The following is a 21,873-nucleotide window of genomic DNA, read 5'->3' on the forward strand; positions in this document are numbered from 1 at the left end:
TAGAAAAGTTGCAATTTTTACTGCCGCGCTGACGCAGTTACGAAATTAATGCCCCTTTTCCTTTGCCTCGCATTGGCCTAAGTCGACATATAACTCATGAGGGTTTTCAAGCCCTGACCGCCTGACGGCATGAAACGGATCACTGTGATGGCTAAAACACCAACTGGCAAGAATACCTCGGGGCGCGGACAACGTGACCTGAAGGTTAAGGTAAAGACAGCTCGCGGGCGCACTCTAAGTTCAAGTCGCTGGCTGCAACGTCAGTTGAATGACCCATATGTAAAACGTGCGCAAACCGAAGGTTACCGGGGAAGAGCAGCGTATAAGATCATGGAAGTCGACGATAAATATCGTTTCCTGGTTCCCGGAGCCCGGGTTGTTGATCTGGGCTGTGCTCCCGGTGGTTGGTGCCAAGTTGCAGTGAAACGGATCAATGCTCTGGGTGAAAAAAAGGGCAAAGCAATTGGCACTATCCTAGGCGTCGACCTGCAGGAAATGGAAAGCTTGGCCGGAGCTGAATTGCATCAACTTGATTTTATGGATGATGGCGCCGACATTCAGGTCAAAGAATGGCTGGGGGGCAAAGCGGATGTTGTGATGTCGGATATGGCTGCGGCAAGTTGCGGTCATAAACAGACTGACCACCTTCGGATTATCTCGCTATGTGAAGCTGCTGCCTACTTTTCGTTTGATGTGCTCGAAGAAGGTGGAACATTTGTCGCCAAGGTGCTGGCTGGCGGCGCTGAGGGTGAATTGCAAAAAATTCTAAAACAGAAATTTACCAAAGTAATGAATATGAAACCCCCCGCCTCGCGCTCGGATAGCTCGGAGAAGTTTGTGGTTGCGATGGGCTTTAGGGGATAAATTATAGCCTTCGATTAGACGTGTCGGGTGTGGGGCAATCGAAGAGAACGCTCGGCTAACGCGCGAAATGCTAAGGTATCCACTCCCTCTCCTTCGCTACGCCGCGATACCCGCAGGCGCATGCAGGCCTGATCCGCGGCGTGCTTTTGCCGTATCAATTCAAAAAGTTGCGAATGGCGAATTCTTGCCTTCAATTTCGTCATCAAATCCCTCCTCGTCCAAAAGGTGGCCCAATTTATGGTTAAAGGATAGGTAACAACTACGCCTGAGGGATGGCCGAATTAAGGCAATATTGCCACTTTGTCTAAAACCTTGCCTTTTCTGGGACATTCTCTGAAGCGGGACGTTTGGCATTTGACGGCTTTGCCACTCGGCGCGGGTACTATGTTTCAGTACGCCTTTCTTCCTGGCCCTCATGTCCAAGGGTCTGCATCAAAGCCCCGTTAAATTCTGCACCTAAAATTAGGATCGCGGCGTTGAGATATAGGAAAATAAGTGCAGCCATGGCCCCCGCCAGCCCAGCATATGTCGCTGAATATCGTGCAAAACCACCGACATATACAGAAAATCCCCAGCTTGCCCCCCACCACAAAATTACAGTCAACAACGCCCCCGGTAGAATGTGTCGCAGTTTGTGAATATGACCCGGCAACAAAACGTGACAAGCCAGAACCGCAATCAGCGGCGCCACTGTCACCAGAAAACCGTTCAAGCCGTCCTCCCAGCCGGTCCCAATCGTAATCTGCGGAAAAAAGTCCGCAAGGTAGCGGGCAAACAGCGGCATGAGAAACTCGAAGAACGCCGTTGCCATGATCCCTGCCCCGCCTAATATTACGAAAGAAATACACAACAAACGGCATTTCCAGTATGGTCGAGGATCATCGTCTCGGTAGGCTTGAACCATAGCCAAACGAACAGCATCGACCCCGTTGGACGCGAAATACAGTGCCAGGACACCGCCCAAGGTCATGAGCTTGGAATTCGAAGCCGCTAACACAGCGTAAAGTTCATTCACAATTGGTTCCGCTACTGCCTGCGGCCAGGACCCAAAAACAAGATCCACCATATCTTCAAGCTGCACATCCTGTGACAGCAAACCAGCCACTGCACCGGCCAAGGCGACCGTAAATAATACAAAAGGGAACAACGCCAGCATCATAGACATCGCTATATGACTGCTAAGCACCCAACCTTGCTTGCGATTAAAGCGCTGTACCGCAGATAGTAGCGCTGCGGGCAACGCATGGAAAAATGACATCTGCATCAAAGATTATCCACCTGGAAAGCCACACTTCCAGATAAGGCAATTAATCCCATGGGATGCAACCTGATTGTTCGATTTCCACATTGGCGCGCATTACTATTTTTGTGGTAATACTCAATTTACAAATTCATGCTTTCCATGTGGATTGGCTACACGCTTGACCAAATTTCCAAACTACAACTTGAACTAAGATAAACCTTCAAACAATTGAAAATATGGCGAAAAACATGTTATCAATCACACTCAGTTCTCTATTCATTTTGACAATGTGGACAGCAGCTGGATTGTCAGCTCTAAGCGCCGCGAGAACGGCCCGCACGCCTCAAGGTGCAATGGGTTGGGTTGTGTTCTTACTCGCTCTTCCGATTGTCGCCCTTCCCGCTTACATGTTCTTTGGCCATCACAGGTTCAAAAATTACCGCGCTGCTCGCCTTCAATCGGAACGTGCAGTTCAAGGCATCAAAACCTTCGCCCAAAACTACTCGGTTGCGCCCGAGCAGATGGCAATTAACCCAAACCCATTTGAATCGGTTGCTGGACTACCGATTTGTCGAGGCAACGGGTTTGATCTGTTGATCGACGGTGAGGCCGCTTTCCGGAGTATTTTCCAGGCTATTGACGAAGCCCATGATTATGTCTTGGTACAATTTTACATAGTTCGTGATGATGTGCTTGGACGGCGCCTGCGGGATCATATGATCGCAGCGGCTCAACGCGGAGTGGCTGTGTGGTTTATGACAGATGCAGTGGGCAGCCATGCTCTGCCTCATAGTTATTCACTAGGTTTACAGGCTGCAGGAGTGAACTTAGTGGATCCCGGTACTCGGCGCGGGCCAAAACACAGGTTTCTCCTCAACTTTAGAAATCATCGCAAAACTGTGATCATCGATGGAAAGATTGGCTTTACTGGTGGATTGAACGTCGGCGACGAATACATTGGAAAAGATCCAACTTTTGGCCCATGGCGCGATACAAATGTCCGCATTTCCGGGCCCGTTGTACTTCAGCTACAGCTTACATTTGCTGAGGACTGGCATTGGGTGACGGATGAGCCACTGTTAGAACTCTTAAATTGGACTGCTCATATTTCGAGCCAGGATTTGGCTGCATTAGTCATCGCGACTGGACCCGGAGATAATACTACAGAAACAGGTTCCATGATGTATTTCTCAGCAATTTCAGCCGCTAAGCACAGGGTCTGGATCGGTTCTCCGTATTTTGTCCCTGACCTGGATGTGGTTGCAGCCCTGAAACATGCTGCGTTAAAAGGCATTGATGTCCGCATCCTGTTGCCTGACATCATTGACCATTATGCACCATGGTTGGCTGCCTATTCCTATTTTGACGACCTACGTGCAGCCGGGGTTAGAATTTTTCGCTACAAACCTGGCTTCATGCATCAAAAGGTCATCCTTGTTGATGAAACTTTTGCAGGTATTGGAACCACCAATTTGGATAATCGCTCATTTCGTCTAAATTTCGAAGCCATGGCGTTTTTCTTCGATATCATGGTCGCACAGCAGGTTTCAGAAATGCTGAAAATTGATTTTTCTCGGTCTGATGAAATCACTAAGGGACTGGAGCAGCAAAAATTGCTCATTCGGCTGGCTGCTCCAGTCGCGCGCCTGTTTGCCCCAGTACTTTAGATATCCCCATCAACTTTATTATCAACAACAAAAATATGCCCAATCGCTCCAACAAGGAAAGCGGTACTTATACCAAATCCCAACAAGCCCGTGACGGCCGAAAAAGCAGCAAAAATTCGCATCGCAGGACCAAGGATCACGTCCCCATAACCTAACGTCGTGTAGGTCACCAAGGAGAAATAAACTGCGGTATTCCAATCAGGTAGCGCGCCAGAAAGTACGAAACCGGACGACCAGATCCACACCTGAAGAGTGTGCGCAAAAATAACATAAGACAACGCAACAAAAATGAATGACGTTGTGTGCCTTGGTCTTACAATTGCGCCAAATCGTTTGACCAGTCGCTTAAGGGTTTTGGCGCAAAGTAATAGGATCGCTGTTTCCAGTATGAGGCACAGTATCAGTACCAAGCTCCCCCACAAGAGCTGTTGAAGTAGAGACATGCCGCTATCCTTATGGTTTCGTCTGAGAAATGGGGCGATCGTTTCAATAGTCTAATTATATCAGGTCACTGTCGCCAGATGCAATTGCCAAACATCGGTCAGTTCGCACCTACAACCGAAATTGTTCAAACTTTCTCCTGCACTCGAAAATTCCGGAAATGCAGCTTGTACTGGACAGTATTGCTCGACAAGTATTCAGTTAATTGGATTGGATGCCCCATAAGGTAAGTTGGAAATGGTCAATGATATGCTAGTAAGCATCCGAAACATAAGTAAATGTTATCCGGGGCAAGACCAATCCCGGGCAGTTCTTCGCGACGTCTCCTTGGATCTAGAAATAGGGGCAAGTGTTGCGTTGACTGGGGAAAGTGGATCGGGAAAAAGCACTCTCTTGCACCTCATTGCCGCGCTTGACCACTATGACAGCGGTGATATTACCATTGATGGTACAAGCCTGACTGGCCTAAAAGACAGCACCCGGGCAAAATTAAGAAGAACAGAAGTTGCGGTGGTTTTTCAACAGTTTAATCTCGTTCCTTCACTCACTGTCACGCAAAACTTAATTCTACATGCCCGTCTAGGTGGTCGCGTTGATGTTGGTTGGATCACAACATTGACTCGCCGTTTGGGCCTTGAAAATTTAACCCACCGATATCCCGAGCAGTTATCCGGTGGTCAACAACAACGCGTTGCCATTGGCCGCGCATTGGCGGTTCGACCAAAGCTTTTGTTGGCAGATGAACCCACCGGAAATTTGGATGAAACCGCCAGCGCCGAAGTGTTGAAGCTGATGCTAGAATTGGTCCGTAATAGCGGAACTTCTCTGTTTCTTGTGACACATTCTGCTCAAATAGCCGACCAATTGGATCGCCGGGTCCATCTGAGTGAGGGCCAAATTCAATGAGACGCGCCGCCCTATGCGCATTGTTGTCACATTGGAGGTTCCACCCCTTGCAGCTTCTGACCCTGATTACTGGATTGGCTTTAGCTACAGGGCTTTGGTCTGCTGTGCAGGCCATAAACGGTGAAGCACGAGCCTCCTATGAACGCGCATCGACCCAATTGGGCTCGACAGGATTGGATAGCCTGGTTCCCAAAAATGGCAGTATATCAGTGGCAAAATATGTGTTGTTACGGCGCGCAGGCTGGAAATTGGCGCCGGTTCTGGAGGGTCTTTGGCGCCTTCCCAATGGATCGGTCACTTTAATTGGCATCGATCCACTGAACCATCCGACCATATCTGCATTATCATCCACTGCATCGTCACAATTGGATGCCTTGAGCCCGCGCGGTCGTCTATTTCTGCACCCGAGTACACGGAGATATTTAAACGGTTACTCCAATTTACCACCTGTGACATTCACCGAAAATCTTCCGACAGGTGTAGTGTTAACTGACATCAGCATTGCCGAAGAACTACTTGAACAGTATGGACAAATATCGAGACTGATCATTCTGCGGGATCAGCCAATTGGGTTAGCCCCATTAGCCGGCCTTGCCCCCGAATTGGTCCGGCGGACTGCAAGTGGCGCCCAGGCAGATCGCCTCGCCGACAGTTTTCATCTGAATCTATCGGCCTTTGGTCTGCTGTCTTTTGCCGTTGGTCTGTTCATTGTCCACGGTTCGGTTGGATTGGGCATTGAGCAGCGGCGTAATTTGTTTCGAACTCTCAGAGCTATGGGCGTTTCATTTCGCCTTTTGATTGGACTGCTTTTGGGAGAACTGATGATAATCGCATTGATTGCTGGAAGTCTGGGTTTAATCCTCGGCTACCTTGTGGCCGGCACACTGCTGCCTGATGTAAGTGCAACGTTAAACGGTCTGTATGGAGAAACTGTCGATGGCAATTTCACCCTACGCAAGAGTTGGATTGCATCTGGTCTTGGCATGGCGATATTTGGCACTTTGGTTGCCAGTGTTCAGGCTTTTGTAAATCTTTTCAGGATGCCACTGCTATCAGCGCCAGGACTTCAAGCCCAGAAGCTCATCGCACGTTCAAGCCACCGGACGATGGCAATCTTTGGCTGTGGTCTGGTACTGGCGGGTTGTTTCACAATACTATTGTTTGATGGATTGATGGCCGGATTTGCTCTGCTTGCTGGATTGATGTTGGGAGTTGCTGTGCTCCTGCCGCTACTATTGTCCAAATTGCTTGCAATGGGCGGCAGAACAGCCCAGAGCGCATTATCCGAATGGGTTTGGGCCGATATGCGTGCACAGCTCCCAGGAGTATCACTTGCAATGATGGCACTCCTATTAGCGTTGGCGACCAATATTGGCGTCGGAACAATGGTTTCCAGTTTCCGCCTCACCTTTCTTGGTTGGATGGATCAACGGCTTTCGGCGGAGATCTACCTTACCGTAAATAATGATGATCAGGCAGAAGTATTGACTGACTGGCTAGCCGATCTAGGCATTACCACACTGCCAATTCGCTGGACGGAGGTTCCTTACGAGGGGTCGCCACTGCGGGTTTACGGTGTCATCGATCACCCCACATATCGAGAAAACTGGCCAATTTTGGAGTCCAGCTCTGCTGCCTGGGACGTGGTTTTTAAGGGAGAGGGAGCGATGATTAATGAACAATTGGCTCGCCGTCTGAATCTTTGGCCTGGTGACATTTTGGCGCTTACCGAGGAGTGGCAGACAACAGTATCCGGCGTGTATTCTGACTACGGAAATCCAAATGGTCAGATCATAATTTCACTGCCAGACCTGCTGCAACGGGTGGACAATATACCCAATCGACAATTTGGTCTGAGACTGCCACCAGACGATGCCCCTGAGTTGATAAACAAAATCCAAGAAGCATTTGATTCTTCGTCGGTAACCGTTGTTAACCAAGCCGATATCAAGGCCAGATCTTTGGCGGTATTTGATCGGACTTTTGTCGTTACCAGTGCTCTCAATTTATTGACTTTTGGCGTAGCTGGATTCGCGATCCTGACCAGTCTTTTGACACTCTGGAACATGCGGCTACCGCAACTTGCTCCAATTTGGGCGCTAGGTATTTCCAGACGACAACTTGCTTGGCTTGAGTTACTGCGCAGCCTCACTTTGGCCGCATTGACAACCGTATTGGCACTTCCACTTGGGCTCATTCTGGCTTGGGTGTTGTTGTCAGTGATAAATGTCGAGGCCTTTGGTTGGCGGTTGCCAATGTATCTGTTTCCGATGGACTGGGTACGCTTGTTGGTGCTGGCCTTGATCTCAGCCGCAGTAGCTGCAGCAATTCCTGCCTTTAAATTGGCGCGCATCAAGCCAGCAGATCTCCTTAAGGTGTTTGCTCATGAGCGTTAAACTACTGCTTACAAGTTTGATAATTTGCCTGCCTATAAAGGCGTCATCACAGGGTTTTGCGGGGCTTGGGACGCAGGTTGAAGGATTTGCAATTCCTGACCGACAGCAGGCACTGACGTTCCCTCTAGATCATAGTCCTCATTCTGATTTTCGGATTGAGTGGTGGTACTTGACGGCCAACCTTAATGGCGATGATGGTCGTGAGTATGGTGTGCAATGGACTTTATTTCGAACCGCTCTCAGCACCGAGGACCTTTCTGGTTGGTCCAGCCCACAAATATGGATGGGCCACGCAGGCCTCACCACTCCGGAAGTCCAGTATTTCGACGAACGTCTAGCTAGGGGCGGCATTGGCCAAGCAGGGGTTACCCCTCAACCTTTCACCGCCTGGATAGATAACTGGGAGATGACCAGTTCTGATCGCACTTTGCAAAACCTGACGGTTAATGCCAGCAGTCGTGAATTCGCCTATGATTTATCTATGACTGCTAGCGGCCCTCTGGTTCTACAAGGAGACAATGGCTACTCAGTGAAATCTGCCAGTGGACAGGCCAGCCACTATTACTCGCAGCCCAGTTATTCGGTGTCCGGAAGGCTAACTCTTCCTACTGGTACTGTAGAGGTCTTGGGACAAGGTTGGTTAGATCGTGAGTGGTCAAGCCAACCCCTGGCTGAAGATCAAAATGGCTGGGACTGGTTTTCGTTGAGATTTGATAGCGGTGCAAAACTGATGGGGTTTATTCTGCGCGGAGACAGTGGCGATTTTAGTTCAGGCACCTGGATTGAGGCTGACGGTAGCGCCACACCATTGGCACCTGGCGCGCTTCAGGCAACACCGTTGGACTATAGCATAGTTGAAGGTCGAACCATTCCCGTTGAATGGAAAATCAACCTTCGGGATCATGAAGTTTCCGTTAAAATTCAAACAATTAACAAGCAAAGCTGGATGGGGACCTCATTTCCATACTGGGAGGGACCAGTTACCATTTCCGGAAGCCACACGGGTCGTGGGTATCTGGAAATGACAGGATATGAATAGGGGCGCCTATTGGCGCCCCCGTTCGCTTCAGCGAACCACAAAGACCGAACACGTCGAATGTCGGACTACTCTGGCTGCGTTTGGCCCTAACAGGTAATCCTGCAAGTCCGGTTTATGTGCCCCGATGACAATCAAGTCTGACCCAGCCGCTTTAGCTGTTTTCAGGATCTCCTGATAGGCGGTACCCGTCGCCACCAGATGGCGAATTTTTGCGTTGCGCTCATTCCCCACCGCTTGCTCGCAAACCTCACGCAGTCGCGCTGCGGTTTCCTTGACCGCCTTTTCGTGGTGATGCTCCTCAAAGAAACCTGAAACCCAGCTTTCACCAAAATCGGGAAGAACAGTCACCACATCCAGCTGCGCGCCATCCTGCCCAGCCAAAGTCGCTGCCTGAACAATGACTTTGTTGAGGATTTCGGCGTTGCCAAGATCGACGGCACAAAGGACTGACTTGCTCATGCGGGAACTCCTTCTTTACTGGCCCGTCCACGCTGCAACATGGCCACCAAGGCCAGCAACAGCAATGCCGGCAGGTATACCAGTTCCTTGGGCAATTGTTCGGCAGGCGCTTGGATCGCTGTGATTTGAACCGGCTCATCGCCATAGAAATCAAAACTCTCGATCTTGGTTGAAACCGGCGTACCAAACATTGGCTCGTCAAGTTTCATCAGGCCGTCTTCCTCTAGCAGCATGAACCCATAGGCGTCGGCGCGGGATTGTCCGTTGCTTTCACCTTCGATCACCATCACCAGAGTGGTTGATTTCACTTTGGAAGAGTCGAAATCTGGACCCTGGACCGTAATCCGCAGCTCGCTACCCTGCTCAGCCTCAGTCAAAACTTGCACCAGCTCGGTCGGCGCGACATCGGAATAAGCAGGCATAAGCCGGTTCATAACAAAGTCAGGTCTGAACAACACAAAAGCCACTAAAACCAGTGCTACGCTTTCGTAGACGCGTGACTTGGTAAGGAAGTGCCCCATTGTACCAGCCGTGAACACAAGGATGGCTATGGTTGCTGATATCGCGACAATAATTCCTTGTACCAACGTCACATCGATCAACAACAAATCGGTGTTGAAGATAAACACAAACGGCAGTGCCACGGTTCGCAGGCTATAGAAGAATGCGATGAAACCTGTCTTGATCGCGTCGCCGCCAGAAACCGCAGCTGCGGCAAAACTGGCGAGGCCAACCGGTGGCGTTACATCCGCCATGATCCCAAAGTAGAACACAAACAAATGCACCGCGATAAGGGGTACCACCAATCCCGATTGTGCGCCCAGTTCAACCACGACCCCAGCCATCAGCGAGCTGACAACGATATAGTTGGCAGTGGTCGGCAGGCCCATCCCCAGAACAAGGGACAGCAGTCCTACCAAAACCAGCATCAAGATCAGATTGCCACCCGACAGAAACTCAACCAGGTCCGCCATCACTTGGCCGATACCGGTTAGCGTCACAGTACCAACAATGACACCCGCCGTGGCAGTGGCCAGTGCAATACCGATCATATTGCGGGCACCCTCGATCAAGCCGTCCCAAAGATCCACAACACCCTCTTTGAAGGCATTGGCGGTTTCGCTTTCACCGCGGAACATCGCCTTGATCGGTTTTTGGGTCAGAAGGATAACGAACAACAGCGCAGTAGCCCAAAACGCGGACAAACCTGGCGATTTCTGCTCGATCATCAAGAAGTAGACCAAGACAATAATCGGCAAAAGGTAATGCAGACCTGCCTTATAGATCTCGCCCACCACTGGCAGTTCAACCACCTTGGCGTTCGGATCATCCGGCACCAGATCTTCAACCCCTGAGGCGACCCACAGCAGCGCCACATAAGTCGCTGCCACAATTGCCGACATCACAATGTTGGAAACACCCGGCATCAAGTACGCCACCAACTGGACCGGATATTGCACACCATAGCACAGCGCCGCAAAGCCAGCAAAGAACAGCGCCATGCCGCCAATGGTTTTACCCATCGAGACAACACGGTTGCCCAGCGTTGGCATGTTACGCTTCACCGCCTCCAGATGCACGATATAGACCAGTGCAATGTAAGAGATTGTCGCTGGCAAGAAGGCGTGTGTGATCACCTCGACATAAGAAATGCCGACGTATTCCACCATCAGAAACGCAGCAGCCCCCATAACCGGCGGCATGATTTGCCCATTGACCGACGAGGCAACCTCGACTGCGCCTGCCTGTTCACTGGAAAATCCGACCCGTTTCATCAGCGGGATGGTAAACGTCCCAGTGGTGACCACGTTGGCAATCGATGAACCAGAGATCAGGCCCGTCGCTGCCGAGCCAACCACAGCTGCTTTGGCCGGGCCGCCACGCAGGTGACCCAGTGCACCAAACGCCATTTTTATGAAGTAATTGCCTGCACCCGCTTTGCTGAGCAACGCGCCAAACAATACAAACAGAAAGACAAATTTGGTCGAAACACCCAAGGCGATGCCAAACACACCTTCCGAAGTGATCCACATATGGCTCATCGCCTTTTTCAGGCTAGCACCTTTCCAACGGATGACATCTGGCAGCCAATCCGAGGAGCCAAAGAACACGTATCCCAGAAAAATTACCGCAATGATCGCCATTGCTGGGCCTAACGCACGCCGCGCAGCCTCGAACAATAACGCCAGGCCGAGGAGTGCAAACCACTTGTCGACATCATCCGCAAGACCACCGGACGCAACCACTTTTTGGTAGAAAATGTAGCCGTAGAGCGCGATGAATGCACCGCCGACAGCCATGATCCAGTCCTGAACCGGAACAAAACTGCGTGGGCTGGTCTTAAGCATAGGATAGGCCGTAAAGGCCAGGAACATAGCAAATGCCAAATGGATTTGCCGTGAATTGTTTACCACACTTCCGGGCAACAATATGTTGGACATTGGTGAGGCCAAAATGACCTGAAACACCGACCAAATTACCGCAACGATTGCCAGAAACAGCCCGATCGACCCCGGAGGGTTTCGCGCACCGGCGTCTGAGGACGCCACCAGGTCTTGCAATTCATCTTCAGTAAGCGGCCGATTTTCATGAACATCAGATGTCATGGATAATCTCCCCTATGGCCGTCGTTTAGACGCGGCCTTAATATTGACGCCAAAGGTCACCCCCAAGCGTGAAACGGGGCGCTTAAAGCGCCCCGTTGTTTTACAAAATTGAATTATTCAATCCAGCCTTGCTCTTTGTAATACTTCGCAGCACCAGCATGCAGCGGAGCAGACAGACCAGCTGTAGCCATTTCCTCAGGCTGGAGGTTGGCAAATGCTGGGTGCAGCTTGCGGAACGCATCGATGTTTTCGAAGACCGACTTAACAACGGTGTAAACAGCTTCTTCCGAAACAGCATCCGACGTTACAAAAGTCGCGCCTACACCAAAGGTCATGGTGTCTGAATCCGACCCACGGTACATGCCGCCAGGGATGGTGGCTGTGCGGTAGAACGCATTGTCGTCGATCAGGCCAGTCACAGCGTCTCCGTCAACAGTTACCAGAACCGAGTCACATGCTGTGGTCGCTTCCTGGATCGAACCCGACGGGTGACCGACGGTATAAACCATGGCATCAATTTGATTGTCACACAGGGCCGCAGACTGTTCAGCAGCCTTCAACTCGGTTGCCAATGCAAAAGCATCCATGCCCCAGCCCTTGGCCTCCAACAGCACTTCCATTGTGCCGCGCTGACCCGAACCGGGGTTGCCGATGTTTACGCGCTTACCCTTGAGGTCATCAAAGTTGGAGATGCCTGCATCTGCACGCGCAACAACTGTAAAGGGTTCAGGATGTACTGAGAACACAGCACGAAGGCCTTCAAACGCGCCAGCGTCGGAAAATTTGGATGTGCCGTGGAACGCATGATGCTGCCAGTCAGACTGAGCCACACCAAATTCCAACTCGCCCTCGCGAATGGTGTTGATATTGTAGACAGAACCGCCGGTTGATTCAACTGAGCAACGGATTCCGTGCTCTTTACGGCCTTTGTTTACCAAACGGCAGATTGCTCCACCAGTTGGGTAATAGACACCTGTTACGCCACCGGTGCCGATGGTGATGAATTCTTCTGCCATCGCTGCAGGTGCCATGAACGAGGCGGCCAGCAACGCGCCTGCGGTCAGTTTAGTGATTGTCATGATCAAGTCTCTCCCACTTGTATGTGTATAGATCGGGATCACGGACACTTTCTATTCCGCTAGGCGATTAGCCCAACAGGATTTTTACTCGACTTGGTGAGCCGGTTTTTTTGGTTTGTCCCCGATCCGCCCTGACGGTTCCATCCTCCTATGCTCAAGTCAAGAGTATGCGTTTATGTCGCAGGCTGGATGGGGGTGAATTCTGCTTATCTGACAAACCTGTTCGAATTTTCCCCGTCAAAGACGGTAGTCTCCCTGCCCTTTCCAGTCATTTCCCCACATTTAACAAAAATTAATTTACTTTTTCGCCTGAAAGCGTCACAATATTCAAACTCAAATCAATACAACCTAAGCGAGAGGAAATTGATGTTGAACTCATAATTTGTGAACCTAACATCGTCGTGACCTTCGCAAGTGCTGATCACTCGATCACAATGAACTTCTGACATGACAAGTTACTAAAAATAGGCTAACTGACCCTTATTGTAAGTAAGCCGAATTATTATGAAATTTTCTGGTGGAGTGGTAACGTTGACTTATTTGAGCCAAGTCATTTCTGACAACCCAACGATCGACGATTTCTGGTCCCTCGAGCGCTGCGTCTCTCTGGCAGCGCGCTCTGAACCTCAAGGCCAGGGATCGCCACTGATGTTCGATGTCGAGCCTGAGTTCCGAACAACTCCCCGCAAATGGGACCTCATCCTGACGGCTGCATATGAACGCGGCATGCGAGCCCGATGAATGGTCGCAGTTTTCACTAAAACCGACTAATTCCGATGGACCTTGGCGTTCCTCCCGCATATCCTTCAGCTCTGGAAAACCACTTCCCGATATGAGCCAAGGAACATTTATGCAGTACCACAGTCCAAATAGTTTCGAGGATGCTGCCGCATTGGCCTTAGCCGCAACGGGAACAACCCGTTTTCTGGCAGGCGGCACTGATGTATTGGTACAATTGCGGGCTGATATTATCACCCCTGACACTGTTATCGACATCAAAAACATACCCGGCACCCAGAACATAACATGCAACGCTGATGGAAGTTGGACACTCGGTGTGGCCACTCCCGGAGCTGAGATGCGCGAACATGCTGGTCTAGGCCAGGATTGGCCGGGTCTTGTTGAGGCCATGGACTTGATCGGTTCAACTCAAGTACAAGGTCGCGCCACCTTGGTAGGCAATCTCTGCAATGGATCGCCCGCCGCCGATTCCGTGCCAGCCATGGCCACAGCTGGCGTGGAACTATCGATCACCAACGCTCAAGGTACCCGCCGCGTTCCAGTGATGGATATTCCGGCCGGTCCCGGGCGTACTCATCTAACACAAGGTGACGTCATTTCAGCCGTACATATACCGGCACGCGGTGAGCGCGGCGGAGACGCCTATTTGCGCTTTATTCCGCGTACCGAAATGGACATTGCTGTTGTGGGATGTGCCGTCAACCTTCGGCTGGATACCGCCGGTGTCATAACCGAAGCCAGCGTCTCATTGGGGGCTGTTGCCCCTACTGTTCTGGTTCTAGATGATGCCGCTGACACCCTCATTGGCAGCACGCTGGACGATGCTTCATTGGACAGGCTGGCCGAGGCCGCTTCGGCAGCCTGCAATCCAATTTCCGACAAACGCGGCACGATTGAGTTTAGAACCCATGTTGCCGGAGTCTTGGCCAAACGCGCCGCTAAAATTGCCTATGCGCGCGCGCAGGGAGTGACCAAATGAAGACCATTCATGTAACCACCACAGTCAACGGTGACACTGTCGAGTACCTTTGCGATCCACGTGAGACGATGCTGGATGTTTTGCGCGACCGCCTGAACCTGACTGGCGCCAAAGAAGGCTGCGGCACCGGCGATTGTGGTGCCTGCTCGGTCACTGTGGATGACCGTTTGGTTTGCTCATGCCTGATGCTGGGGGTCGAGGCCGAAGGAAAAACGATTACCACAGTCGAAGGTATCGCAGATGGCGAAAACCTGCACCCATTGCAGAAAAAGTTCATTGAATATGCAGCCTTACAATGCGGAATTTGCACACCAGGTATCCTAGTGGCGGCAAAATCACTGCTAGAGAAGAACCCAGACCCAACTGAATCTGAAGTTCGGTATTGGTTGGCCGGAAACCTGTGCCGTTGCACCGGATATGATAAAATCATTCGCGCAGTTATGGATACTGCAGCAGATATGCGGGAGGCTTCCTAATGGCTTTGGATGATCGCAAGACTACCGATTTTAAATTCATCGGCTCCCGCCCTGACCGCCCCGATGGCCTGGACAAAGTCACGGGTCGCGCGCAGTTTGGTGCTGACGCTCATGCCCCAGGCATGCTGCACGGCGCGATTGTGCGCAGTCCTCATGCACATGCGCGTATTATTAGTATTGATACCAGCAAAGCTGAACAACTGGATGGCGTAAAATCCGTAGTGACCCGCGCGGATTTTGCCAAGGATTTGTCAGGTGAATTTTCCTTTGTTTTGGAAAACGTCATGGCCGGCGAAAAGGCTCTCTATGATGGCCATGCGGTTGCTGCCGTCGCCGCCAGCTCCGCGCTGATTGCCCGAGATGCAGCCAAATTGGTCAAGGTGGATTATGAAATCCTGCCGCATGTGACCGATGTTGACGCTGCCATGGCCGATGACGCCCCCATCCTCAACGACACATACGCTGATGCGTCGGTTCCGTCAGGTCTACACCCAAATGTGGTGCGTTATCATGACAGTGGCCATGGTGATGTCGACGCCGGATTTGCCAGCGCAGATCTGGTTATTGAAGATAGTTTTAAAACCGAAGCGACCCACCAGGGCTACATCGAACCCCATGCTTGTCTTGCGACGTTGGGCAATGACGGCAAAGGCGAGCTATGGTGCACCACCCAAGGCCATTGGATTGCACAAAAGACCTGTGCCGCATTGGTTGGTATCGACACCTCGCAGCTTCGGGTTACCGCATCCGAAATCGGTGGCGGTTTTGGTGGTAAAACCACCGTATTTATTGAACCCGTCGCATTAGCTTTGTCTCGTAAGGCTAACCGACCAGTAAAAATAGTCATGAACAGATCCGAAGTTTTTCGCGCCACGGGTCCGACGTCATCAACATCGATGGACGTCAAAATTGGTATGATGAAGGATGGGACTATTACCGCAGCACAGGGCATTTTCCGGTTGCAGGGTGGCGCATTTCCTGGGGCTCCGATGGAGTTTTCTGCCATGTGTGCCTTTGCCCCCTATGCACTAGAGAACGTGAAACAGATCGGCTACGACGTCATTTCCAATCGCCCCAAGCAGGCTGCTTATCGCGCGCCAGGCGCACCGATGGCCTCTTTTGCCGTTGAGTCCGTAATCGACGAGCTGTGCAATAAACTTGGTCTGGACCCCATTGAAGTCCGACTGAAAAATGCATCGCGCGAAGGCACCAAAGCGTCTTATGGACCTAGGTTCCAACGCATCGGTTTGGTCGAAACACTTGAGGCCGCCAAGGCACATCCACACTACTCGGCTCCATTGAAACCAGGTCAAGGTCGCGGTGTGTCCTGCGGGTTTTGGTTTAACCACGGCGGGGAAACCTCTGTTAGCCTTGCACTTTCCGAGGATGGAACTTGTCAGATCTCGGTTGGAACACCAGATATTGGCGGCTCGCGCGCTTCTATGGCCTTGATGGCTGCCGAAGTTCTGGGCATCGACTATGAGAACATCCGGGTTACCATCGCTGATACAGCGACCCTGGGATATAACGATGTCTCTCACGGGAGCCGGGTTACCTATGCATCAGGCCTAGCCACAATCAAAGCGGCTCAAGATGCCGTCGAGAAGCTGTGCAAGAGGGCTGCAGCCAAGTGGGGAATTCCAGAAGACGCTGTTTTCTGGGAGGATGGATGTGCCAAACCTTCGGGTGCCAATGCCGGAAACTTCGATCCTGTTCCATTGGCTGAACTCACGAAAGATATGGGTGCAACCGGAGGTCCGATATCGGGACATTTTGAAGCGACGCCCGAAGGTGCCGGAGTATCTTTTGGCACCCATATCGTGGATGCCGAAGTTGACCCCGAAACCGGGAAAACTGCTGTTGTTCGCTACACGGTAATCCAGGACGCCGGTAAGGCGATCCACCCGACTTATGTGGAAGGCCAGTTTCAGGGCGGTGCCGCGCAGGGCATCGGTTGGGCGCTGAACGAAGAATACATTTACGGTGAAGATGGTCGGTTGCAGAACTCGATCTTTCTGGATTACCGGGTCCCCGTGGCCTCGGATCTGCCAATGATCGACACGGTAATAGTCGAAGTGCCAAACCCAGGCCACCCCTATGGTGTTCGCGGTGTTGGTGAGACTGGAATTGTGCCGCCACTTGCGGCGATCGCCAATGCAGTTTCGGCTGCCGCTGGCGTTCGTCTGCGACATTTGCCAATGTCGCCACCGCGTATTCTTCGGGCCCTGGTGGCGCAGGCGCATGAAGGTTAAAGTCCATCTTTGGTCAGGGTTGCGAACTCTGACCGGAGGGCTGGAAAAAGTAACTGTAGATGCGGCCAACACCGGAGACCTGTTGGCCGCTCTGGTTAGAGACTTTCCACAGTTGGCGCCGGTGATTGAAGCCGGGGTGTCAGTGGCTGTGGATGGCCGCATCATTGCCTCAAGTCTGACCGAACCCCTTGGCGCGGATCAGGAAATCTATTTGATGCAACGATTAAAAGGCGGATAGTTGTTGGGGCCCTGCCCCAAGCCCCGGGATATTTTCAGCCAGATGAAAATTGGATCAAAATTAAAAGCCCGCCGAGGACATCGGCGGGCTTTCAATATTTTGATTTCCTTGCAGTTATTCGGCTGGGGAAACAGTCTTGGCGGAACCTTTAACCCATTCCCGTAAGCCTTGCATAAAAGCGTAGAGAACAGGGATCAGGATGACCCCAACAACGGTGGCCATCAACATTCCACCAAAAACAGCAACCCCGATAGCCTGTTGGCTGGCGGCACCAGCGCCCGAGGCCATGAGAAGCGGTACAACTCCTAACAAGAAGGAAAAGGCTGTCATCATTACAGCCCTGAAGCGTTGGCGGCCAGCTTCATGTGCAGCCTCTTTGATTGACAACCCTGCGGCACGGCGCTCCATCGCAAATTCGACAATGAGAATACCGTTCTTTGCCGCCATGCCAATCAACATGATCATGCCAATCTGCGTGTAGAGGTTGATGTCACTTCCGGTGACCGCAACTGCAACAACTGCGCCAAACATGGCTACGACCACAGAAAGCAGAATTGCGATTGGCATTGTCCAACTCTCGTATTGTGCCACAAGAAACAGGTAGGTGAACAAAATTGCCATACCAAGAATAACAACAACCAGGCCGGAGGACGAAAGCTGTTGCTGCGCTGTGCCGGTCCATTCAAAACTATACCCCGGCGGCAATGCGGTTGCGGCCTCTTCTTGCATGACGCCGATAGCGTCGCCGGTGGACAATCCAGCGGCCGGTACAGCCGTTACAGTCGCTGAACGGAACATATTGTGGCGTTTCAAGATAACTGGCCCAAGGATGTTTTCAACATCGATTAAAGTAGAAAGCGGGACCATTTTACCGCTCTGCGAGCGGACATAAAGATTACCGATATCCTCAATCTTGTCTCGGTACGATCCATCGGCCTGTACCATCACGCGATAAACGCGGCCGAATAGATTGAAATCATTGACGTAATACGAACCCAAATGGGCCTGCATGGTCAGGAAGACCTCTGAGATTGAGACATCCAAAGTTTTCGCTTTCTCCCGGTCCAGATCCACGAAAACCTGCGGAACATTCGCCCGAAACGTGGTGTAGGATTGGCCAATTTCGCCCCGCTGGTTGGCAGCATAGACCAACGACCCGACTGCAGCCGCCAGATCCTGTGGCGTCCCACCAGCGGTTTGCTGTACCTCCATTTCAACGCCTGCTGACATTCCAAGACCAGAAATCGGCGGCGGGTTAAACGCAACAATGCTCGCTGCGGCTTCTGCATTTGCCAGGCCATATACTTGCTTTAATATGGATGTCGGGAACAGATCAGGTGTTTGACGTTCGTCCCATGGGTCCAAATTGATGATTATCATCGCACCGTTGGCGCTGGCCCCGTTCAACATACTGAAGCCGTTGACCAGAATTGTGCTGTGTACGCCCGGAATTTGTTCGATTTGTTCATTGACCCGTTTGGTCACCACCTCGGTACGACCCAGGGCTGCAGCATCGGGGAGCTGGATGTCAACAAACAAATACCCATTGTCCTCGGCTGGTAAAAACCCTTTGGACGTTATCCCAAAAAGAGTCCCGGTTCCTGCATACATAGCAAGAACGAGCGCCACTGCCAGAAACGGCCATCTGAGCAACCGTCCCACGATACCAAGGTATCCGTTTCGCAAAATGTCGATAGCGCTTTCGAATTTGGCAAGTAACCCAGTTGGCGGCCCGGAGCGTGCCTTGAGCACCAGGCCACATAGGGCTGGCGATAGGGTTAATGCATTGATGGAGGAGATAACAACTGCCACCGAAATCGTCACCGCGAATTGCGAAAACAATTCACCACTAATCCCTGGCATAAAGGTAACTGGGACAAAAACAGCCAATAAAACCAAGGTCGTTGCAATCACCGGCCCGGTGATCTGCCCCATCGCCTTGCGAGTTGCGTCGCTTGGGTTCAGCCCTTCTTCGGCGATCAAACGCTCGACGTTTTCCACCACAATAATGGCGTCGTCTACCACAATGCCGATTGCTAGAACCAAAGCAAACAAAGAAATCGTATTGAGCGACATCCCCAGCAAAAGCAAAAATGCGAATGTTCCGATCAATGACACCGGAATGGCCACCGCAGGAATAATGGTCGCGCGCCATGAGCCAAGAAAGACAAAGACCACCGATACAACCAGAATAAATGCAAGAACCAGTGTCGAAATAACATCCGCAAGCGATTGCTCGACAAAATCAGTGGTGTTGAACGGAACGGAATAAATCACATCTTCCGGAAACGACATCGCCAGCCGGTCTAGTTCGGCCAATACTGCGGCTGAGACAGCCAAGGCGTTGGCTCCTGGGGCCTGATATACAGCAAGGATAGTGGCTTCGCTTCCATCGTAAAACCCTGACGTACTGTAGTTCGAGGCTCCCAATTCGACGGTCGCCACATCACGAACGCGAACCGTGCTGCCAGCCTCACCTGTTCTGATGACAATATCACCAAATTCATCAACTGACGTCAGGCGGCCTTTGGACTTGATTGTATACTGAAAGGTTTGATCACCTGGAACCGGTGGCGCACCGATCTGGCCAGCAGATACTTCAAGGTTCTGCTCTTTTACGGCATTGATCAGATCCCCCGGGGTAATGCCCAAAGCGGCCATCTTTTCCGGGTTCATCCAAATCCGCATCGAGTAACTAAGACTGTTAAGGATGTCTGCCTTACCAACTCCGGCAACGCGACTTAGCGCATCTTTAATATTGATCTCAGCGTAATTGGACAAAAACAGATCGTCATAGGTGGCGTTTGGCGAGGTCAAAGTAGCAACCAGCAACATGTTTGTCGAACTTTTCTGTGTCACAACGCCCGACGATGTTACTTCTGCCGGTAGGCTGGACAAGGCCTGAGCAACGCGGTTTTGCACGTTAACCGAAGCAATATCTGGGTCCGTTCCAACCTCGAATGTGACCGAAAGCGAATAGCTGCCAGTATCTGACGAGCTTGACGACATATAAATCATGTCATCAACGCCGTTGACCTGAGCTTCAATTGGAGCAGCTACGCTTTTTTCGACGGTTTCCGCATTGGCGCCGGTGTAGCTGGCTGTGACGCTCACCACTGGTGGCGTGATATCAGGGAACTGAGCCACCGGGAGAGCCATATAACCAATCAGGCCCATGATCGTCAGGACCATTGATATAACGATCGCAAACTTGGGGCGTGAAATGAACAGGGATGAGAACATGATTTATTCTCCAGCCTGGCTGGCGAGCACTGGATCGACTTCGGCACCGGGACGGATACGTTGCAGACCTTCAACGACAACAGTCTCACCGTCTTTAAGACCATCGTTCACGATAATGCTGGTGCCAACAACATCGCCCGTCTCAATATAGCGTTGCTGAACCATTTTTTGTTCATCAACCACCAGCACAAATGTACCTTGTTGATCTCGTTGAATCGCAGCCTGACTTATAACAATGCGATCGACTGGCTTTTGGGATTCCAGGCCCACTGTCAAATAGGACCCATCTATAATCCAACGATTTTCATTTTTGAATTCAGCCCTCACAGTGATCGCGCCGGTGGTCGGGTCAATTCGGTTGTCCGCAAAAGCAATAGTCCCGCGTTCGTCCAATTCGTCCCCGTTGGGCAACACGACAAACACTTCGATTAGTCGCTTTTGCTCTTCTTCCGTAGCCGCATCCTGTTGAACCTTCTGTAAAACTCCAACGAACTGCTTTTCGTTGAGCGCAAAGGACACATAAATCGGTGCTTCCCGTACGAGGTTTACCAGCGAACTGCTGCCTGGCCCGACAACGTCACCCACACTCACTTCTACCCGGCCAATGCGACCAGAAAACGGGGCGTGAACTTCGGTATAGCTTAAATCCAGTTCGGCTTGTTGAATTGCCGCTTTGGCCGACCGCACCTCGGCTTCGGCCACTTTTTCATTGGCCCGCGACGTATCACGCTCGGCTTCGGGGACTGCCCCGCGCGACAGGAGTTCCTCTTTACGAGCAAGTTCCAACGACGTCAGGTGAAGATTGGCCTCAGCTTTTGCCAGGTCAGCCTTACGTGCTTCCAGCGTTGCCTCATAGGCGCTGCGCTCGATCCGAAACATCAGGTCGCCCTCTTGGACGTTTGCCCCATCCGCGATCAATACCTCCTCAAGGAAACCATTGACCCGTGCAATAACATTCACTTTGTCAATTGCCTCACCTCGACCAATGAAGGTTTCGGAATTCCGCAAAGGTTTAGTCACCGCAGACATAACTGAAACTTTTGGCGGTGGTGCTTCCTGCGCCAGAGCAACTGGTGAGACACTGAGAGTCAACGCAGTGCTAAGTACTGCAATTTTTGCAGCAAACCTGCGATTTGAAAAAAGTGGACTAACTAATTTTTGCATTACTGCGCCTCTCATTTGGCATCCAACAGGCGGCAGCCTATACATTCAAAAATATATATTGTGGATACGCGGAATCAATT

Annotated in this window: 17 protein-coding genes; 10 read left to right on the plus strand and 7 right to left on the minus strand. The window is 51.4% G+C overall.

From position 1 onward, the window contains the following. The first annotated feature begins 147 nt into the window (after window positions 1-147). Window positions 148-864, plus strand: coding sequence for an RlmE family RNA methyltransferase (locus EBB79_RS10590; protein ID WP_127748862.1), 717 nt, complete (start codon window positions 148-150; stop codon window positions 862-864). Window positions 865-1,246: 382 nt separating this feature from the next. On the opposite strand, the gene EBB79_RS10595 is transcribed toward EBB79_RS10590, so the two are convergent. Beyond that, on the minus strand, window positions 1,247-2,128 hold the full coding sequence (locus EBB79_RS10595) for a YihY/virulence factor BrkB family protein (RefSeq protein ID WP_127748863.1): 882 nt from the start codon (window positions 2,126-2,128) through the stop codon (window positions 1,247-1,249). Between the two features lie 227 nt (window positions 2,129-2,355). Between EBB79_RS10595 and cls the strand changes: the two genes are divergently transcribed. Beyond that, complete coding sequence (gene cls / locus EBB79_RS10600; protein ID WP_127750954.1) at window positions 2,356-3,774, plus strand: cardiolipin synthase; 1,419 nt, start codon at window positions 2,356-2,358, stop codon at window positions 3,772-3,774. On the opposite strand, the gene EBB79_RS10605 is transcribed toward cls, so the two are convergent. After that, window positions 3,771-4,217 carry a potassium channel family protein gene (locus EBB79_RS10605; protein ID WP_127748864.1) on the minus strand — a complete coding sequence of 149 codons (447 nt, stop codon included), beginning with the start codon at window positions 4,215-4,217 and terminating at the stop codon, window positions 3,771-3,773. The genes cls and EBB79_RS10605 overlap by 4 nt on opposite strands. Window positions 4,218-4,464: 247 nt before the next feature. Between EBB79_RS10605 and EBB79_RS10610 the strand changes: the two genes are divergently transcribed. Genes EBB79_RS10610 through EBB79_RS10620 form a run of 3 tightly spaced genes read left to right on the plus strand, consistent with a single transcriptional unit; the run spans window position 4,465 to window position 8,556 of the window. Continuing rightward, on the plus strand, window positions 4,465-5,121 hold the full coding sequence (locus EBB79_RS10610; protein ID WP_127750955.1) for an ABC transporter ATP-binding protein: 657 nt from the start codon (window positions 4,465-4,467) through the stop codon (window positions 5,119-5,121). A gap of 47 nt (window positions 5,122-5,168) precedes the next feature. Then, window positions 5,169-7,517: an ABC transporter permease gene (locus tag EBB79_RS10615; RefSeq protein WP_338045799.1), complete on the plus strand. Its 2,349-nt coding sequence runs from the start codon at window positions 5,169-5,171 to the stop codon at window positions 7,515-7,517. Then, window positions 7,507-8,556 (plus strand): lipocalin-like domain-containing protein, encoded by a 1,050-nt coding sequence (locus EBB79_RS10620; RefSeq protein WP_127748866.1) that lies wholly within the window; start codon window positions 7,507-7,509, stop codon window positions 8,554-8,556. Before EBB79_RS10615 ends, EBB79_RS10620 begins: the two co-directional genes overlap by 11 nt. A gap of 27 nt (window positions 8,557-8,583) precedes the next feature. On the opposite strand, the gene EBB79_RS10625 is transcribed toward EBB79_RS10620, so the two are convergent. The 3 genes from EBB79_RS10625 to EBB79_RS10635 all read right to left on the minus strand — a co-directional run bounded on the left by EBB79_RS10625 (window position 8,584) and on the right by EBB79_RS10635 (window position 12,700). Continuing rightward, window positions 8,584-9,015: a universal stress protein gene (locus tag EBB79_RS10625; RefSeq protein WP_127748867.1), complete on the minus strand. Its 432-nt coding sequence runs from the start codon at window positions 9,013-9,015 to the stop codon at window positions 8,584-8,586. Continuing rightward, on the minus strand, window positions 9,012-11,621 hold the full coding sequence (locus EBB79_RS10630) for a TRAP transporter permease (RefSeq protein WP_127748868.1): 2,610 nt from the start codon (window positions 11,619-11,621) through the stop codon (window positions 9,012-9,014). Before EBB79_RS10630 ends, EBB79_RS10625 begins: the two co-directional genes overlap by 4 nt. Before the next feature lie 113 nt (window positions 11,622-11,734). Further along, a complete protein-coding gene (locus tag EBB79_RS10635; protein ID WP_127748869.1) occupies window positions 11,735-12,700 on the minus strand; it encodes a TAXI family TRAP transporter solute-binding subunit in 966 nt (321 codons plus the stop codon). 531 nt (window positions 12,701-13,231) lie between these two features. Between EBB79_RS10635 and EBB79_RS10640 the strand changes: the two genes are divergently transcribed. From EBB79_RS10640 to EBB79_RS10660, 5 genes are all read left to right on the plus strand, one after another. Beyond that, the gene (locus EBB79_RS10640; RefSeq protein ID WP_238705058.1) at window positions 13,232-13,441 is read left to right on the plus strand and encodes a hypothetical protein; all 210 of its coding nucleotides are present in this window, start codon (window positions 13,232-13,234) and stop codon (window positions 13,439-13,441) included. A gap of 109 nt (window positions 13,442-13,550) precedes the next feature. Next, window positions 13,551-14,420 (plus strand): FAD binding domain-containing protein, encoded by an 870-nt coding sequence (locus tag EBB79_RS10645; protein WP_127748871.1) that lies wholly within the window; start codon window positions 13,551-13,553, stop codon window positions 14,418-14,420. After that, window positions 14,417-14,896 carry a (2Fe-2S)-binding protein gene (locus EBB79_RS10650; RefSeq protein WP_127748872.1) on the plus strand — a complete coding sequence of 160 codons (480 nt, stop codon included), beginning with the start codon at window positions 14,417-14,419 and terminating at the stop codon, window positions 14,894-14,896. Before EBB79_RS10645 ends, EBB79_RS10650 begins: the two co-directional genes overlap by 4 nt. Next, on the plus strand, window positions 14,896-17,148 hold the full coding sequence (locus EBB79_RS10655; RefSeq protein ID WP_127748873.1) for a xanthine dehydrogenase family protein molybdopterin-binding subunit: 2,253 nt from the start codon (window positions 14,896-14,898) through the stop codon (window positions 17,146-17,148). The genes EBB79_RS10650 and EBB79_RS10655 overlap by 1 nt, the downstream gene beginning before the upstream one ends. Beyond that, window positions 17,138-17,386 carry a MoaD/ThiS family protein gene (locus EBB79_RS10660; protein ID WP_127748874.1) on the plus strand — a complete coding sequence of 83 codons (249 nt, stop codon included), beginning with the start codon at window positions 17,138-17,140 and terminating at the stop codon, window positions 17,384-17,386. Before EBB79_RS10655 ends, EBB79_RS10660 begins: the two co-directional genes overlap by 11 nt. A 114-nt stretch (window positions 17,387-17,500) precedes the next feature. On the opposite strand, the gene EBB79_RS10665 is transcribed toward EBB79_RS10660, so the two are convergent. Both EBB79_RS10665 and EBB79_RS10670 read right to left on the minus strand, forming a co-directional pair. Beyond that, on the minus strand, window positions 17,501-20,629 hold the full coding sequence (locus EBB79_RS10665) for an efflux RND transporter permease subunit (RefSeq protein WP_127748875.1): 3,129 nt from the start codon (window positions 20,627-20,629) through the stop codon (window positions 17,501-17,503). Window positions 20,630-20,632: 3 nt separating this feature from the next. After that, window positions 20,633-21,793, minus strand: a complete 1,161-nt coding sequence (locus EBB79_RS10670) for an efflux RND transporter periplasmic adaptor subunit (protein ID WP_127748876.1) — start codon at window positions 21,791-21,793, stop codon at window positions 20,633-20,635. Between the last annotated feature and the right edge of the window lie 80 nt (window positions 21,794-21,873).

Source organism: Parasedimentitalea marina (assembly GCF_004006175.1).
GTDB classification, from domain to species: Bacteria; Pseudomonadota; Alphaproteobacteria; order Rhodobacterales; family Rhodobacteraceae; genus Parasedimentitalea; species Parasedimentitalea marina.

Coding starts and splice junctions, on each gene's coding strand:
- EBB79_RS10590 (WP_127748862.1), top strand. CDS start 148: ATGGCTAAAACACCAACTGGCAAGAATACCTCGGGGCGCGGACAACGT.
- EBB79_RS10595 (WP_127748863.1), bottom strand. CDS start 2,128: ATGCAGATGTCATTTTTCCATGCGTTGCCCGCAGCGCTACTATCTGCG.
- cls (WP_127750954.1), top strand. CDS start 2,356: ATGTTATCAATCACACTCAGTTCTCTATTCATTTTGACAATGTGGACA.
- EBB79_RS10605 (WP_127748864.1), bottom strand. CDS start 4,217: ATGTCTCTACTTCAACAGCTCTTGTGGGGGAGCTTGGTACTGATACTG.
- EBB79_RS10610 (WP_127750955.1), top strand. CDS start 4,465: ATGCTAGTAAGCATCCGAAACATAAGTAAATGTTATCCGGGGCAAGAC.
- EBB79_RS10620 (WP_127748866.1), top strand. CDS start 7,507: ATGAGCGTTAAACTACTGCTTACAAGTTTGATAATTTGCCTGCCTATA.
- EBB79_RS10625 (WP_127748867.1), bottom strand. CDS start 9,015: ATGAGCAAGTCAGTCCTTTGTGCCGTCGATCTTGGCAACGCCGAAATC.
- EBB79_RS10630 (WP_127748868.1), bottom strand. CDS start 11,621: ATGACATCTGATGTTCATGAAAATCGGCCGCTTACTGAAGATGAATTG.
- EBB79_RS10635 (WP_127748869.1), bottom strand. CDS start 12,700: ATGACAATCACTAAACTGACCGCAGGCGCGTTGCTGGCCGCCTCGTTC.
- EBB79_RS10645 (WP_127748871.1), top strand. CDS start 13,551: ATGCAGTACCACAGTCCAAATAGTTTCGAGGATGCTGCCGCATTGGCC.
- EBB79_RS10650 (WP_127748872.1), top strand. CDS start 14,417: ATGAAGACCATTCATGTAACCACCACAGTCAACGGTGACACTGTCGAG.
- EBB79_RS10655 (WP_127748873.1), top strand. CDS start 14,896: ATGGCTTTGGATGATCGCAAGACTACCGATTTTAAATTCATCGGCTCC.
- EBB79_RS10660 (WP_127748874.1), top strand. CDS start 17,138: ATGAAGGTTAAAGTCCATCTTTGGTCAGGGTTGCGAACTCTGACCGGA.
- EBB79_RS10665 (WP_127748875.1), bottom strand. CDS start 20,629: ATGTTCTCATCCCTGTTCATTTCACGCCCCAAGTTTGCGATCGTTATA.
- EBB79_RS10670 (WP_127748876.1), bottom strand. CDS start 21,793: ATGCAAAAATTAGTTAGTCCACTTTTTTCAAATCGCAGGTTTGCTGCA.